Annotated in this window: 14 protein-coding genes; 9 read left to right on the top strand and 5 right to left on the bottom strand. The window is 70.7% G+C overall.

The window, feature by feature from the left end; genetic code table 11:
• The first annotated feature begins 47 nt into the window (after nucleotides 1-47).
• From RPQ07_RS17180 to RPQ07_RS17155, 6 genes are all read left to right on the top strand, one after another.
• Complete coding sequence (locus tag RPQ07_RS17180; RefSeq protein ID WP_005314434.1) at nucleotides 48-209, top strand: DUF4177 domain-containing protein; 162 nt, start codon at nucleotides 48-50, stop codon at nucleotides 207-209.
• Nucleotides 206-676, top strand: a complete 471-nt coding sequence (locus RPQ07_RS17175; protein WP_313945023.1) for a RidA family protein — start codon at nucleotides 206-208, stop codon at nucleotides 674-676. Before RPQ07_RS17180 ends, RPQ07_RS17175 begins: the two co-directional genes overlap by 4 nt.
• 327 nt (nucleotides 677-1,003) lie before the next feature.
• Nucleotides 1,004-3,673, top strand: a complete 2,670-nt coding sequence (locus RPQ07_RS17170) for a PQQ-dependent sugar dehydrogenase (RefSeq protein WP_313945022.1) — start codon at nucleotides 1,004-1,006, stop codon at nucleotides 3,671-3,673.
• 92 nt (nucleotides 3,674-3,765) lie between these two features.
• Nucleotides 3,766-4,629 carry an NUDIX hydrolase gene (locus tag RPQ07_RS17165; protein ID WP_313945021.1) on the top strand — a complete coding sequence of 288 codons (864 nt, stop codon included), beginning with the start codon at nucleotides 3,766-3,768 and terminating at the stop codon, nucleotides 4,627-4,629.
• A complete protein-coding gene (locus RPQ07_RS17160; protein WP_313945020.1) occupies nucleotides 4,626-5,456 on the top strand; it encodes an MBL fold metallo-hydrolase in 831 nt (276 codons plus the stop codon). Before RPQ07_RS17165 ends, RPQ07_RS17160 begins: the two co-directional genes overlap by 4 nt.
• A 119-nt stretch (nucleotides 5,457-5,575) precedes the next feature.
• Complete coding sequence (locus RPQ07_RS17155; protein WP_313945019.1) at nucleotides 5,576-6,460, top strand: prohibitin family protein; 885 nt, start codon at nucleotides 5,576-5,578, stop codon at nucleotides 6,458-6,460.
• 205 nt (nucleotides 6,461-6,665) lie between these two features.
• Here the strand turns inward: RPQ07_RS17155 and RPQ07_RS17150 are convergent, their stop codons facing one another.
• On the bottom strand, nucleotides 6,666-7,340 hold the full coding sequence (locus tag RPQ07_RS17150; protein ID WP_313945018.1) for a Crp/Fnr family transcriptional regulator: 675 nt from the start codon (nucleotides 7,338-7,340) through the stop codon (nucleotides 6,666-6,668).
• A gap of 314 nt (nucleotides 7,341-7,654) precedes the next feature.
• Here RPQ07_RS17150 and nth point away from each other — a divergent pair, with 314 nt between their 5' ends.
• From nth to RPQ07_RS17135, 3 genes are all read left to right on the top strand, one after another.
• Nucleotides 7,655-8,473, top strand: a complete 819-nt coding sequence (nth, locus tag RPQ07_RS17145; RefSeq protein ID WP_313945017.1) for an endonuclease III — start codon at nucleotides 7,655-7,657, stop codon at nucleotides 8,471-8,473.
• 82 nt (nucleotides 8,474-8,555) lie between these two features.
• Nucleotides 8,556-9,293 (top strand): CoA pyrophosphatase, encoded by a 738-nt coding sequence (locus RPQ07_RS17140; protein ID WP_313945016.1) that lies wholly within the window; start codon nucleotides 8,556-8,558, stop codon nucleotides 9,291-9,293.
• A gap of 67 nt (nucleotides 9,294-9,360) precedes the next feature.
• A complete protein-coding gene (locus RPQ07_RS17135) occupies nucleotides 9,361-10,560 on the top strand; it encodes a MarP family serine protease (RefSeq protein WP_313945015.1) in 1,200 nt (399 codons plus the stop codon).
• 125 nt (nucleotides 10,561-10,685) lie between these two features.
• Here RPQ07_RS17135 and RPQ07_RS17130 read toward each other — a convergent pair whose 3' ends face one another.
• The 4 genes from RPQ07_RS17130 to nhaA form a co-directional block, all read right to left on the bottom strand.
• Nucleotides 10,686-10,874, bottom strand: coding sequence for a hypothetical protein (locus RPQ07_RS17130; RefSeq protein ID WP_313945014.1), 189 nt, complete (start codon nucleotides 10,872-10,874; stop codon nucleotides 10,686-10,688).
• Nucleotides 10,875-11,002: 128 nt separating this feature from the next.
• Nucleotides 11,003-11,932 (bottom strand): alpha/beta fold hydrolase, encoded by a 930-nt coding sequence (locus RPQ07_RS17125; RefSeq protein ID WP_313945013.1) that lies wholly within the window; start codon nucleotides 11,930-11,932, stop codon nucleotides 11,003-11,005.
• 118 nt (nucleotides 11,933-12,050) lie between these two features.
• Nucleotides 12,051-12,482 (bottom strand): phage holin family protein, encoded by a 432-nt coding sequence (locus RPQ07_RS17120; RefSeq protein WP_313945012.1) that lies wholly within the window; start codon nucleotides 12,480-12,482, stop codon nucleotides 12,051-12,053.
• 33 nt (nucleotides 12,483-12,515) lie between these two features.
• Complete coding sequence (gene nhaA / locus RPQ07_RS17115) at nucleotides 12,516-13,907, bottom strand: Na+/H+ antiporter NhaA (protein ID WP_313945011.1); 1,392 nt, start codon at nucleotides 13,905-13,907, stop codon at nucleotides 12,516-12,518.
• Nucleotides 13,908-14,146 lie beyond the last annotated feature (239 nt).

The raw sequence follows: 14,146 nt of genomic DNA, 5'->3' as shown, positions 1-14,146 counted from the left end.
GCGGGCTGCGTCACGGGGCGAGGGGCGGGTGCGGCTACAGTCGGCCCATGACCAAGTGGGAATACGCGACCGTGCCCCTTCTCGTGCACGCGACCAAGCAGATTCTGGACACCTGGGGCGAGGACGGGTGGGAGCTCGTCCAGGTCGTTCCCGGGCCGAACAACCCCGAGCAGCTCGTGGCGTACCTGAAGCGGGAGAAGAGCTCATGACGGGCGTCGTCGAGGCGCGCCTGGCGGAGCTCGGCCTGACGCTCCCGGACGTCGTACCGCCGCTGGCCGCCTACCAGCCGGCCGTGATCACGGGTGCGTACGTCTACACCGCCGGCCAGCTGCCGATGGTCGAGGGCAAGCTCCCCGTCACCGGCAAGGTGGGCGGTGAGGTCACCCCCGAGGAGGCCAAGGAGCTCGCGCGCACCTGTGCCCTGAACGCCCTGGCGGCCGTGAAGTCCGTCGTCGGCGATCTGGACCGGGTCGCCCGCGTGGTGAAGGTGGTCGGCTTCGTGGCCTCCGCCGCGGACTTCACCGGGCAGCCCGCCGTGCTGAACGGCGCGAGCGAGCTGCTGGGCGAGGTGTTCGGCGACAAGGGCGTGCACGCGCGCAGCGCGGTGGGCGTCGCGGTGCTGCCGCTGGACGCACCGGTCGAGGTCGAGCTCCAGGTGGAGCTTCTCCAGAGCTGACGCCGCCGGCCGAGGTCCGGGACCGGCGGGGTGACTGTGCCCCGCGGGTGAGGTCCCAGGCGCTTCATGCTCCGGCTTCACGTCCGGCCCGCCTCCCGTTTCCGTACGTCTCTTCGTCCCGCACGTTTCACGCGTACCGGCGGCCCCCTCCGGGACTGAACCGCCGGTCAGCGCGCAGATGGCCCCGCGCCTGCCGATTCGTCGGCGGGCCGGGGCCTGACTCATGCGTGGCAAACGCTTGCACCGCTCTTGACGTGAACGCGTCGACGGGTGTGATCTGTCCGCGGTTAGGAACGTTTCCTAACGATCTGAACGTGGGAGGGATCCGTGGCACCAACCCCCCGCCGCCGCTCGCGCGGAGCGATCGGCGTCCTCGTGGCCGCGGCCACAGCAGCGTTAACCGTGGCCCTGCCGACCCCGAGCACCGCCCAGCCCGTCACCGGCTCCGCGGCGCTGCCAGGGACCGTCAAGGCCGACCCCGTCCGGTACGAGGCCGAGTCCGCGACCATCTCGCAGGGCCTGGCCGAGTCCAACCACGCCGGGTACTCCGGCACCGGCTTCGTCAACTACACCAACGTCGCCGGCGGCTATGTGGAGTTCACGGTGAACGCCCCCGCCGCCGGGAGCGCCACCCTGGCCCTCGGCTTCGCCAACGGCACCACCGGCAACCGCCCGCTGGCCGTCTCCGTCAACGGCGCCGCCCCCACCGGCCTCGCCTTCCAGCCCACCGGCGCCTGGACCACCTGGTCCGCCGTGACCACCACGGTGACCCTGAAAGCGGGCGTCAACACCCTCCGGGCCACGGCCACCGCACCCGAGGGCGGCCCGAACCTCGACTACATCGAGGTCACACCGGCCGACGGCCCCGCCGGCACGGACCACGAGGCGGAGGCCGCGACGATCTCCCAGGGCGCCGTCGAGTCCAACCACGCCGGCCACTCCGGCACCGGCTTCGTCAACTACCAGGCCGTGACGGGCGCGTACGTCGAGTTCACCGTCGCATCGGCGCAGGCGTCCGCCACCCGGCTCGACTTCCGCTACGCCAACGGCACCGCGGCGGACCGGCCCCTCGACATCACGGTCAACGGCACCGCGGTCGCCGACGATCTCGCCTTCCCCGGCACCGGCGCCTGGACCACCTGGAAGACGGCGACCGCCACGGCGAACCTCAGGGCGGGCAGCAACACGATCCGCGCCACCACCGCGGCCGGCGACGGGCCCAACCTGGACAAACTCACCGTCACCGCGAGCGGCCCCGCCGACACCGTGAAGCCCAGTGCGCCCGGCGATCTGCGCAAGGACAAGGAGCCCACGGCCTCCACCGTCTCGCTCGCCTGGAACGCCGCCACCGACAACGTCGGCGTCGTGGGCTACGACATCTACCAGCACGGCCAGCTGATGAAGCAGGTGGACGGGAACACCCTGGCCGCCACCGTGGACGGCCTCGACCCCCAGACCACGTACGACTGGACCGTCTTCGCCCGGGACGCCGCCGCGAACGTCTCGGTCGCGAGCAACGCCGTCACCATCGCCACACTGCCCGCACCGCCGGACGGCGAGGCACCCAGCGTCCCCGGCAACCTGCGCTCCACCGGCCGCACCGCGACCAGCGTCGACCTCGCCTGGAACGCCTCCACGGACAATGTGAAGGTCACCGGGTACGAGATCCACCGCGACGGCGCACTCGCCGGCACCGCCGACTCCACCTCGACGACCGTCGCCGGTCTGGCCGCCGACACCGCGTACCGGTTCAAGGTCAGGGCCTTCGACCTCAAGGGCAACAAGTCCGCGTTCGGTCCCGAGATCACCGTCACCACCTCCGGCACCCAGCCGGGCGGCACCCCCGACCCGGGCGCCGTATCCACCCTCGCCTCGGGCGTGGACGTGGCCTGGGGTGTCGCGTTCCTGCCGGACGGCGCGGGCATCTTCACCGAGCGCAACACCTTCAACGTCCACCGGCTCACCAAGTCCGGCCAGAAGACCCTGCTCGGCAAGGTCCCCAACTCGCAGACCACGGGCGGCGAGGGCGGCCTGATGGGCGTCGAGGTGAGCCCGACCTTCGCGACCGACCACTTCGTGTACTTCCTGCACACCTCGACCGACGGCAACCGCATCGCGCGCATGAAGCTCGAGAACAACGCGCTCAGCGGCTACACGGTGCTGCTCGACGGCATGGAGGAGAGCCGCTTCCACAACGGCGGACGGCTGCGGTTCGGCCCCGACGGCAAGCTCTACGCGTCCATGGGCGACGCCCAGAGCAGCAGCCGGGCACAGGACAAGAACTCGCTCAACGGCAAGATCCTGCGCATCAACCAGGACGGCAGCATCCCGTCGGACAACCCCTTCGGCAACGCCGTCTGGTCGATGGGCCACCGCAACCCGCAGGGTCTGGACTTCGACTCCCAGGGCCGTCTGTGGCAGGCCGAGTTCGGCAACAGCATCATGGACGAGGTCAACCTCATCCAGCGGGGCGGCAACTACGGCTGGCCCAACTGTGAGGGCACGAGCGGCAGCTGCTCCGGCTTCATCGCGCCCAAGAAGACCTGGCCGACCAACCAGGCCTCTCCGAGCGGGCTGACGATCATCAACGACCACGTCTTCGTCGCGACGACCGTCGGGCAGCGCGTCTACCGCCTGCGGATCGACGCCTCGTCCAACCTGGTCGAGCAGAAGACGTACTTCCAGAGCACCTACAACCGGCTGCGCACGGTCGAGGTCGACCACGACGGCGACATCTGGCTCACCACGTCGACCGACAAGGACGGCACCAGCAACAACGACCGGATCCTCCTGATCGACATCGTGTACTCGGGCGGGTCGCAGCCCGGTGAGTTCGAGCTGACCGGCGGCGCGTTCCGCGACAACGCGACCACGGTGGACGCGGCGACCGTGCCGGGACGCACCTCCGGCTCGTCGATGGCCCGGATCGACACGGCGATCAAGAACGCGAGCACGGCGAACGGGAAGCCGCGCGGCAGCTCGGACGCCGGAACGTAGACAACCCGGGCACCGGCGGACGGGGGCGAGGGGCGGCCGGTGATCACCGGCCGCCCCTCGAACATCCGCGCGCGAACGCATAGCATCCGCCCATGTCCAATGGTCAGTGGTACCCGCCGGAGTGGCCGGACCGCATTCGCGCGCTCGCGAGCGGTGAGCTCACCGTCGTGCCGCCGAAGCGGGCCGCGACCGTCATGCTGCTGCGCGACGGGGCGGACGGCCCTGCCGTGCACATGCTGCGCCGGCGCGTCTCCATGGCCTTCGCCGGCGGCGCGTACGCCTATCCGGGTGGCGGTGTCGACGCCCGCGACTCCCGGCCGGTCCGCTGGACGGGACCCTCACTGCGGGACTGGGCCGGCCGGCTCGGTCTCGACGAGGCGTCCGCGCAGGCCGTCGTGTGCGCGGCGGTCAGGGAGACGTACGAGGAGGCGGGCGTGCTGCTCGCCGGCCCCACCCCGGACACCGTCGTCAGCGACACCACGGGCGACGACTGGGAGGCCGACCGGCAGGCGCTGGTCGACCGTGAGCTGTCCTTCGCGGACTTCCTGGACCGGCGCGGCCTGGTGCTGCGCTCCGACCTGCTGGCCGCGTGGGCGCGCTGGATCACCCCGGAGTTCGAGCCGCGCCGCTACGACACCTGGTTCTTCGTGGCCGCCCTGCCCGAGGGCCAGCGGACCCGGAACGCCTCGACGGAGGCGGACCGTACGGTGTGGATCCGGCCCGCCGAGGCAGCCGCGGGCTACGACCGCGGCGAGCTGCTGATGATGCCGCCGACCGTGTCGACCCTGCGCGCCCTGGAGCCGTGCGGCAGCGCCGCCGACGCCCTCGCGGCGGCCCGGCAGCAGGACATGACGCCCGTCATCGCGACGGCCGAGCTGGTGGACGGCGAGCTGGTGCTGAGCTGGCCCGGCCACGGCGAGTTCACCAAGCGCATCGCACCCGGGGGCCCGCGATGACCGACGCGGCCGCGCTGCCCGGGCAGCCCCGCGGCGGTGTGCTCTCCGGGCCCGCCACCGCACGGGCCGTCAACGTCCTCGCGCCCAACGCCTCCGCGATGACGCTCGACGGCACCAACACCTGGATCGTCTCCGAGCCGGACTCCGAGCTCGCGGTCGTCATCGACCCCGGACCGCTCGACGACACCCATCTGAGGCATGTCGTCGACACCGCGGAGAAGGCCGGCAAGCGGATCGCGCTGACCCTCCTCACCCACGGCCACCCCGACCACGCCGAGGGGGCCGGGCGCTTCGCGGAGCTCACGGGCACGAACGTCCGGGCGCTCGACCCGGCGCTGCGGCTCGGCGACGAGGGCCTGACGCCGGGGAACGTCATCCGCGTCGGCGGCCTGGAGATGCTGGTCGTCGCCGCCCCCGGGCACACCGCGGACTCGCTCTGCTTCCATCTGCCGGCCGACCGGGCCGTGCTGACCGGGGACACGGTCCTCGGGCGCGGCACGACGGTGGTGGCGCACCCCGACGGACGGCTCGGCGACTATCTCGACTCGCTGCGCCGGCTGCGTTCGCTGACCGTCGACGACGGGGTGCACACCGTCCTGCCGGGCCACGGCCCCGTGCTGGAGGACGCCCAGGGCGTGGTCGAGTTCTATCTCGCCCACCGTGCCAACCGGCTCGCCCAGGTGGAGACGGCGGTCGAGGGCGGCCACCGCACCCCCGCCGAGGTGGTGGCGCATGTGTACGCGGACGTCGACCGGTCCCTGTGGCCGGCGGCCGAGCTGTCGGTACGCGCGCAGATGGAGTATCTGCGCGAACACGGCCTGATCTGACGGCCCGGGGCACCCGCGCCCCTGAACGGAAACCGCCGGCGTGCCCCCAGGCGTCGGAGGCGTTGACCTGTGTCTTACGCTCCGCTTACTTCTGACATCCGTTCCTGGGGGGAACCGACGTGTTCGTGCTCTTCGTGCTGCTCGTCATCGCTGCCGCAGTCCTGTTCTTCGTCGGCCGCAGCCAGGACCGCACCGGGCTCCGCCTCGGCGCGCTGGGTGCGCTGCTGGCCGGTCTGTTCGCCGGCACAGCGAGCTGTGTGCACATCGTCAGCGCCTACGAGGTGGGCGTCCCGGTCACCTTCGGCAAGGTCGGCTCGCCGATGACACCGGGACTGAACATCACCTCGCCGTTCACCAACGTCACCACCTTCTCGACCCGTCCCGTCGACCTCAACCTCTCCGACAAGGACGTCGTCGAGGTGCGGTCCTCGCAGGGCGGCGTGATGTACGTGGAGCTCACCGTGAAGTGGGCGGTGACCCCGGCCAAGGCCGTCGAGCTGTACCGGCTGGCCGGCAGCGAGGACGCCATCCAGCAGCGGCTGGTCTTCCCGGACAGCCGGGAGATCATCCGCAATGTCTTCGCCCGGCACACCAGCGAGGAGGGCTACACCTCGGCCCGCGAGCAGATCAACACCGAGATCGGCGACCTGATCAAGGAACGGCTGGCCCCGCGCGGCATCGACGTCACCACGGTCAATCTGCGCAATGTGAAGCCGTCCGACCGGCTGCAGGACCAGATCGACCGCAAGATCCAGCAGCAGCAGGCCACCGAGCGGGCCACCGAAGCGGCCCGTACGGCGAAGGCCGAGTCCGAGCGCCGCAGGATCGAGGCCGAGGGCATCGCCCGGGCCAACAAGATCCTCAACAACTCGCTCAGCGACAAGGTCCTGATGAACCAGTGCATCGACGCGTTCAAGGACGCGGCGGCCAAGCACCCGGTATACGCCGTGCCGTGCGGCGGTGGGACGGGCAACCCGCTGATCGTGGACGGCACGAAGAACTGACGAGTGCGGGGGGCGGCGGATGTGCGCGCCCGCCCGCGTCCTCCTCGGCGGGCGGCGGGCGGCGGACGCGCAGGGCCGCCCCCGGTTCGTCGGGACCGACGTACGCGAAGGGCCGCCCCCGCATCGTGCGGGGGCGGCCCTTCGGCTGCTGTGTGCCGGTGCTGCGAATCTGTGCAGCCGGCGGTCTTTCGCGTATCCGCCGGCGTCAGCGCGAGCGCTTGGCGAGCCGCTCCACGTCCAGCAGGATCACCGCGCGGGCCTCGAGCCGCAGCCAGCCGCGCTGGGCGAAGTCGGCCAGCGCCTTGTTCACCGTCTCGCGGGAGGCGCCGACCAGCTGGGCCAGCTCTTCCTGGGTCAGGTCGTGCACGACGTGGATGCCCTCCTCCGACTGCACACCGAAGCGGCGCGACAGATCGAGGAGCGCGCGGGCCACACGACCCGGCACGTCGGAGAAGACGAGGTCGGACATCTGGTCGTTGGTCTTACGCAGCCGGCGGGCCACGGCGCGCAGCAGCGCGGTGGCCACCTCCGGCCGGACGTTCAGCCAGGGCTGGAGATCGCCGTGACCGAGGCCGAGGAGCTTCACCTCGGTCAGCGCGCTGGCGGTCGCGGTGCGCGGTCCCGGGTCGAACAGCGACAGCTCGCCGATGAGCTCGCCCGGGCCGAGGACGGCGAGCATGTTCTCGCGGCCGTCGGGGGATGTGCGGTGGAGCTTGACCTTCCCCTCGGTGACCACGTACAGGCGGTCGCCGGGGTCGCCCTCGTGGAAGAGGGCGTCGCTCCGGGCGAGCGTCACCTCACTCATCGAGGCGCGGAGCTCCGCGGCCTGCTCGTCATCGAGCGCCGCGAAGAGCGGGGCGCGCCGCAGAACGTCGTCCACGAGTTCTCTCCTTGTCGACCTGCTCAGGGACCGTGGCCCCCATGATGCCGGACCGCACTCCACCTACCCGGGGGACACCCGCGTACGACGGCGTCGTCGCGACCGGCCCCTGGCAAGTAAATATTCGTGCGATCAGTCACAACAAGTTTGACGCACTGGAGCGTCTGTTCGTGCGGCAGGGGCCCGATTGGGTCTGATTACCGGGGAGCGGGGCGGATGTCAGTGGTGGCCCGTAGGCTGGCCGGGTGTCCAATTCGCCGGTGAGAGCGCAGGCCAAGGGGGCTTGAAGAGTGTCCGGAAAGCAAAATTCCGCTGTGGGCGAACAGTCGCGGAGCGGCACCCGGAAAGCCGTAAAGCCGCCCAAACCGGAATCGCGGCTGGCCATGGTCCGCCGCGCGCGCCGGATCAACCGTGAGCTCGCCGACGTCTATCCGTACGCCCATCCGGAGCTGGACTTCCGCAATCCCTTCGAACTGCTGGTCGCCACGGTCCTGTCCGCGCAGACGACGGACCTGCGGGTGAACCAGACGACGCCCGCGCTCTTCGCGAAGTACCCGACCCCCGAGGACGTGGCGGCGGCCGAGCCGGAGGCCCTCGAGGAGATCCTCCGGCCCACCGGCTTCTTCCGGGCCAAGACCAAGGCCCTGCTGGGCCTGTCCGTGGCGCTCCGGGACAACTTCGGCGGAGAGGTCCCGGGCAACCTCAAGGATCTGGTCAGCCTCCCCGGCGTCGGCCGCAAGACCGCCTTCGTGGTCCTGGGCAATGCCTTCGGCGTCCCCGGCATCACCGTCGACACCCACTTCGGCCGTCTCGTGCGCCGCTGGAAGTGGACCGAGCAGGAGGACCCCGAGAAGGTCGAGGCGGAGATCGCCGAGATCTTCCCGAAGTCCGAGTGGACCATGCTCTCGCACCGGGTGATCTTCCACGGCCGCCGTATCTGTCACTCCCGCAAGCCGGCCTGCGGCGCCTGCCCGATCGCCCATCTGTGCCCGTCGTACGGGGAGGGCGAGACCGACCCGGAGAAGGCGAAGAAGCTTCTGAAGTACGAGATGGGCGGTCAGCCCGGCCAGCGGCTGAGTCCGCCGGCCGACTACCCGGGTATGCCGGCCCCGCCGCTGGGGGCGAGCGGGTGACGCCACCGCCCGTCCGTTCCGCCGGGCACCCGGCGGAACGATCCGAGCGCCCCGGCGCGTTGTGAGCGAGGGGGTGCGGCGCATGCGCGCAGGAGAAGAGACGTACGACAGGACCCGGGGCCAGGACGTGTACGAGAGCGGTGTGTCCGGCGGCGATGTGACCGTCACCAGTGACGGCCTGCCCACGTGGCTGGACCCCGTCGCGCGCGCCGCCGAGACCGTCCGGCCCGAGCAGCTCAGCAGGTTTCTGCCGCCAGAGAGCGGCAGCGGGCGGCAGTCCGCCGTCCTCATCCTCTTCGGCGAGGGCCCGGCGGGCCCCGAGCTGCTGCTGATGGAGCGGGCGGGCAGCCTGCGCTCGCACGCGGGACAGCCTTCCTTCCCCGGCGGGGCCCTGGACGCGGCGGACGGCGACCCGGCGACCACCGGCCCGCTGTGGGCGGCCCTGCGCGAGGCCGAGGAGGAGACCGGGCTCGATCCGTCGGGCGTCCAGATCTTCGGCGTGCTGCCGAGGCTCTACATCCCGGTGAGCAGTTTCGTCGTCACGCCCGTACTGGGCTGGTGGCGCACCCCGAGTCCCGTCGGTGCGGTCGATCCCGCGGAGACAGCCCGCGTCTTCACCGTGCCGGTGGCGGATCTCACGGATCCGGCGAACCGCGTGACGACGATGCACCCCAGCGGGCACCGAGGTCCGGCATTTCTGGTCGAAGGGGCCCTGGTCTGGGGTTTCACGGCCGGCGTGATCGACCGCATCCTGCACTTCGCCGGCTGGGAACGACCGTGGGACCGCGGCAAGCAGGTCCCTCTGGACTGGCGCTCATGACAGGCTGACCCTGGGACATCAGTGCCGGGACGGACCACCCGGCGACGACATTGCGAGGCTAATGACGGTGAACGTGCTCGACATCTTGTTGCTGGTCGCCGCCGTATGGTTCGCAATCGTCGGGTATCGCCAGGGCTTCGTCGTCGGCATCCTGTCCGTGATCGGCTTCCTCGGAGGCGGACTCGTGGCGGTGTATCTGCTGCCCGTGATCTGGGGTGAGCTGACGAACGACTCCGAGGTGTCCACCACCGCGGCGATCGTCGCGATCATCATCGTGATCGTCTGTGCCTCGGTCGGTCAGGCCTTCACCACTCACCTCGGCAACAAGCTGCGCCGGTACATCACCTGGTCACCCGCCCGGGCCCTGGACGCCACCGGCGGCGCGCTGGTCAACGTGGTCGCGATGCTGCTGGTCGCCTGGCTGATCGGTTCCGCGCTCGCCGGGACCTCCCTGCCCACACTCGGCAAGGAGGTCCGCAGCTCCAAGGTGCTGCTCGGTGTGTCCCGCGTGATGCCGACGCAGGCGTCCACCTGGTTCACGGACTTCTCCTCCGTCCTCGCGCAGAACGGCTTCCCGCAGGTCTTCAGCCCGTTCGCCAACGAGCCCATCACCGAGGTCCGTCCGCCGGACCCCGCGCTCGCGGGCAGCCCGGTCGCCGCACGCGCCCAGCAGTCCATCGTCAAGGTCGTCGGTACGGCACAGAGCTGCGGCAAGGTGCTCGAAGGCACCGGCTTCGTCTTCGGCCAGCGACGGGTCATGACCAACGCCCATGTCGTCGGCGGCGTGGACGAGCCGACCGTGCAGATAGGCGGCGAGGGCCGGCTCTACGACGCGCGCGTCGTGCTCTACGACTGGGAGCGCGACATCGCGGTCCTGGACGTGCCTGATCTGAAGGCCAAGCCGCTGCAGTTCGCCGACGCCGACGCGCGCAGCGGGGACAGCGCGATCGTCGCCGGCTTCCCCGAGAACGGTGCGTACGACGTCCGCTCGGCCCGCGTCCGCGGCCGGATCAACGCCAACGGCCCCGACATCTACCGGCGCGGCACGGTGCACCGCGATGTGTACTCGCTGTTCACCACCGTCCGCCAGGGCAACTCGGGCGGACCGCTGCTCACACCCGAGGGCAAGGTGTCCGGTGTCATCTTCGCCAGGTCGCTGGACGACCCGAACACCGGATACGCCCTGACCGTGGACGAGATCGCCGCGGACGTCAGGGCCGGCCTGGCCGCCAACCAGCAGGTCGACAGCCAGAACTGCGCGCTGTAGCGGCGGGCGGTGTGGCTGCGGGCACCTGCAGCGGCGGGGCGCTGCGGCTGCGAGCCGCAAGCGCCCCTGGCCGCGGGCGATGCCGGAGGAGCGGTGTTGATGGAGCGGTGTCGGTGGAGCCGGCGTCAGCCGCGGGTATGCCGCAGCCGGGCGGACATCCAGCGAGCGCGGCGCCGAAGGATGCGGGGAATCCCGATCCCTTGTACCGCGTGATCATGGCCCTGAGCTTGCAGGCCACCCCTGTCATGAATGTTCGGCCCATTGGCCGAGCGACGGTTGCGTGCTGCGTCACCGTAGTCGTGCGTCCAGCCCATACCGGGACGTCTGCCCGTGCCCCATGGTCGGTAACCGTGTCAGGAGCGGCCAATTGGCCTATGCGCCAGGCATTTGGCTGTTCGTCAGACAAGCGTTCCGGTAAGCGCGAGGTCCAGGAGTCGACGGGCTACCGGTCGGGTTCGGGGTCCTTCAGCCAGTTGATGAGTTCGGAGGAGAAGGCCACCGGGTCCTCCTCGTGAGGGAAGTGGCCGAGGCCGTCGAACAGCCGCCAGCGGTACGGGGCTTCGACGTACTGGCCCGAGCCCGCCGCGCTGCGTGTGCGCATCACCGGGTCCAGGGAGCCGTGCAGATGCAGGGTCGGCACCCGGACCGGCCGCTTCATCCGGCGGTTGAACTGGATCCCGTCGGGCCGTGCGAGCGAGCGCACCATCCACCGGTACGGCTCGACCGCGCAGTGCGCCGTCGACGGAATGCTCATCGCCCGGCGGTACACGTCGAGGGTGTCCGCGTCGGGAGGCTGCGGGCCGGACCACTCCTGGATCAGCTTGCCCACCAAGGCCGCGTCGTCCGCGATGAGCTGACGCTCCGGCAGCCACGGCCGCTGGAACCCCCACACATAGGAACCCGCCCGGCTCTGCGAGAAGTCGGAGAGCATGGCCGAACGCCACCGGCGCGGATGGGGCATCGAGGAGACGACGAGCCTGCGCACCAGCTTCGGCCGCATCACCGCGGCGGTCCATGCGAGGTACCCACCGAGATCGTGCCCGACCAGTGCCGCGTCCGGCTCGCCGAGGGAGCGCACCACCCCGGTGATGTCGAGCGCGAGGTTCGCGGGGTCGTAACCCCGCGGCGTACGGTCGCTGCCTCCCACGCCCCGAAGATCCATGGCCACGGCCCGGTACCCCGCGTCCGCGAGCGCCGTCATCTGGTGCCGCCACGTCCACCAGAACTGCGGAAAGCCGTGGAGGAACATCACCAGCGGCCCGTCGCCGACCTCGGCGATGTGGAAGCGCGCACCATTGGCTGCCACGTCGCGATGGGTCCAGGGACCGTCGATGCGTACGGGGCTGCCCGTACCGGTGTCAGGGGCCGTCATGCAGACGAGCGTCCCATACCCGGGTACGGCCCGTTCGCCATGCCCTCCCCGGGAGCGGCGCCCGCGACGCCGCGCTCCGCCGCGGGACCCGTGCTGAGCGGTCCCGCGACGGCCCGGATCAGGCGGAGATCTGGTCCTGCGACACCCGCGGATGCGGCTTGACGCTCTGGAGTACGGCCGCCGTCTGCTTGGCCGAGGCGATCGACCTCTCCGGCGGCTTGACCTTCTTGAACTTGGTGACGGCCAGGAGCGCCAGAATCCCCGCGAGCAGCAGGAACGCTCCGCCCACGATCAGGAAGCACCAGGCAAGGCCGAGCCCCCAGTTGTGGATCCCGTAGGCCGCCGCGAAGCTGAAGACCGGCAGCGAGAACAGGGCGAAGACGCCCGCCACGCTGATGGCCGCGCCGCCGACCGCACCTCGCTTGACGTCCTGCCTCAGTTCCGCCTTGGCCAGGGCGATCTCGTCGTGCACCAGCGCGGACATCTCGGCGGTCGCCGAGGCGACCAGCTGGCCGAGACTGCGCTCGGCACTGCTGCCGGGGTCGCTCATCGCTGCTCCCTCTCTCCTGTGGTCCGACACAGATCATGCCGGACTGTCGCCGTCACCGCGCGACACCCCCGCCGCTTCGGCGCGACGACGGTGTTCGGCGGCCTTCTTCTCGTAGATCTCGGCCATGCGCAAGTGGTACGCCGGATTGTCCTGTTCGTAGATGTCGGGGATGCCGTCGTTGTCCTCGTCACGCTCCTCCTCGTCGTACAGCTCCTGGTACCGGCGTACCCGCAGTTTGAGCAGCACTCCGGCCAGGACGGCGGCGATCAGGGAGCCGACCAGGACCGCGGCCTTGACCTCGTCGGCGAGCAGCGGGTCGTCGGCGAAGGCGAGTTCACCGATCAGCAGCGAGACGGTGAAGCCGATTCCGGCGAGTGCGGACACCGCGAAAACGTCCGGCCAGGCGAGGTCGTCGTTGAGTTCGGCCCGGGTGAAACGGGCCGCGAGCCAGGTGCCGCCGAAGATGCCGAGTGCCTTGCCGACCACCAGGCCGAGCACGACACCGAGGGTCTCGGGCCGGGTGAAGACCTCCGTGAGGGAGCCGCCGGAGACCGACACGCCGGCGGCGAACAGCGCGAACAGCGGCACGGCGAGTCCCGCCGACAGCGGGCGCACGATGTGCTCGATGTGCTCGCCGGGGGAGTACTTCTCCCCCTCGCGCCGGGTGCAGCGGAGCATCAGGCCCATGGCCACACCGGCGATGGTGGCGTGGACGCCGCTGTTGTACATCAGCCCCCAGATGACCAGGGCCAGCGGCACGTACACGTACCAGCCCCGTACGCCCTTCCTCAGCAGCAGCCAGAAGACGGCCAGTCCCAGCACCGCGCCGCCGAGGGCGGCGAAGTCGAGATCGCTGGTGAAGAAGATCGCGATGATGAGGATGGCGAACAGGTCGTCGACGACGGCGAGCGTCAGCAGGAAGGCGCGCAGCGCGGAGGGCAGAGAAGTGCCGATGACCGCGAGGACGGCGAGCGCGAACGCGATGTCGGTGGCGGTGGGCACCGCCCAGCCGTCGGTTGATCCGCCGGTGGACGTGGTGACGATCAGGTACACGGCGGCGGGCGCCGCCATTCCGCACAGCGCGGCGATGACCGGGAGGGCGGCGGCGCGGGGATCGCGCAGTTCGCCTGCCACGAGTTCACGCTTGAGCTCGATGCCGGCGACGAAGAAGAAGATCGCGAGAAGTCCGTCGGCGGCCCAGTGCTGGACGGACAGATCGAGGCCGAGCGAGGCGGGGCCCAGATGGAAGTCCCGTACGGCTTCATAGCTGTCGCCGATCGGTGTGTTGGCCCAGATCAGCGCGGCGACGGCGGCGACCAGGAGCAGCACGCCGCCGACGGTCTCGGCTCGCAGCGCGTCCGCCACATAGGTGCGCTCGGGCAGGGGGAGCACACCGAGAAACTTGCGGGAGCGGGGCGCGGACACGTGGGGAACCTCCGGTCGGGCGGGCAGGACTCATCACTTGCCGACCAGACTTCCCGGCGCACCTGGGTCTTTCTTGTCGCGTCGTTGACGCGTCCATCACCATACCCATATGGCTCCGGGGTGATATCCGGTGAAGTGCACTTTAGGCGCAGAACGGGCACCCGGCGCGTTGTTGCCGGGTGCCCGTCGTGGTGCGGTCCGCGCCGCTCAGTGGTGTGTGGCGCGGTGGTACGCGTGGT

The organism is Streptomyces sp. AM8-1-1, from assembly GCF_032229325.1.
Taxonomy (GTDB): Bacteria; Actinomycetota; Actinomycetes; order Streptomycetales; family Streptomycetaceae; genus Streptomyces; species Streptomyces achmelvichensis.
This window is presented reverse-complemented; position numbering and strand designations above follow the sequence as displayed.

Coding starts and splice junctions, on each gene's coding strand:
- RPQ07_RS17180 (WP_005314434.1), top strand. CDS start 48: ATGACCAAGTGGGAATACGCGACCGTGCCCCTTCTCGTGCACGCGACC.
- RPQ07_RS17175 (WP_313945023.1), top strand. CDS start 206: ATGACGGGCGTCGTCGAGGCGCGCCTGGCGGAGCTCGGCCTGACGCTC.
- RPQ07_RS17165 (WP_313945021.1), top strand. CDS start 3,766: ATGTCCAATGGTCAGTGGTACCCGCCGGAGTGGCCGGACCGCATTCGC.
- RPQ07_RS17160 (WP_313945020.1), top strand. CDS start 4,626: ATGACCGACGCGGCCGCGCTGCCCGGGCAGCCCCGCGGCGGTGTGCTC.
- RPQ07_RS17140 (WP_313945016.1), top strand. CDS start 8,556: ATGCGCGCAGGAGAAGAGACGTACGACAGGACCCGGGGCCAGGACGTG.
- RPQ07_RS17130 (WP_313945014.1), bottom strand. CDS start 10,874: ATGGGCTGGACGCACGACTACGGTGACGCAGCACGCAACCGTCGCTCG.
- RPQ07_RS17125 (WP_313945013.1), bottom strand. CDS start 11,932: ATGACGGCCCCTGACACCGGTACGGGCAGCCCCGTACGCATCGACGGT.
- RPQ07_RS17120 (WP_313945012.1), bottom strand. CDS start 12,482: ATGAGCGACCCCGGCAGCAGTGCCGAGCGCAGTCTCGGCCAGCTGGTC.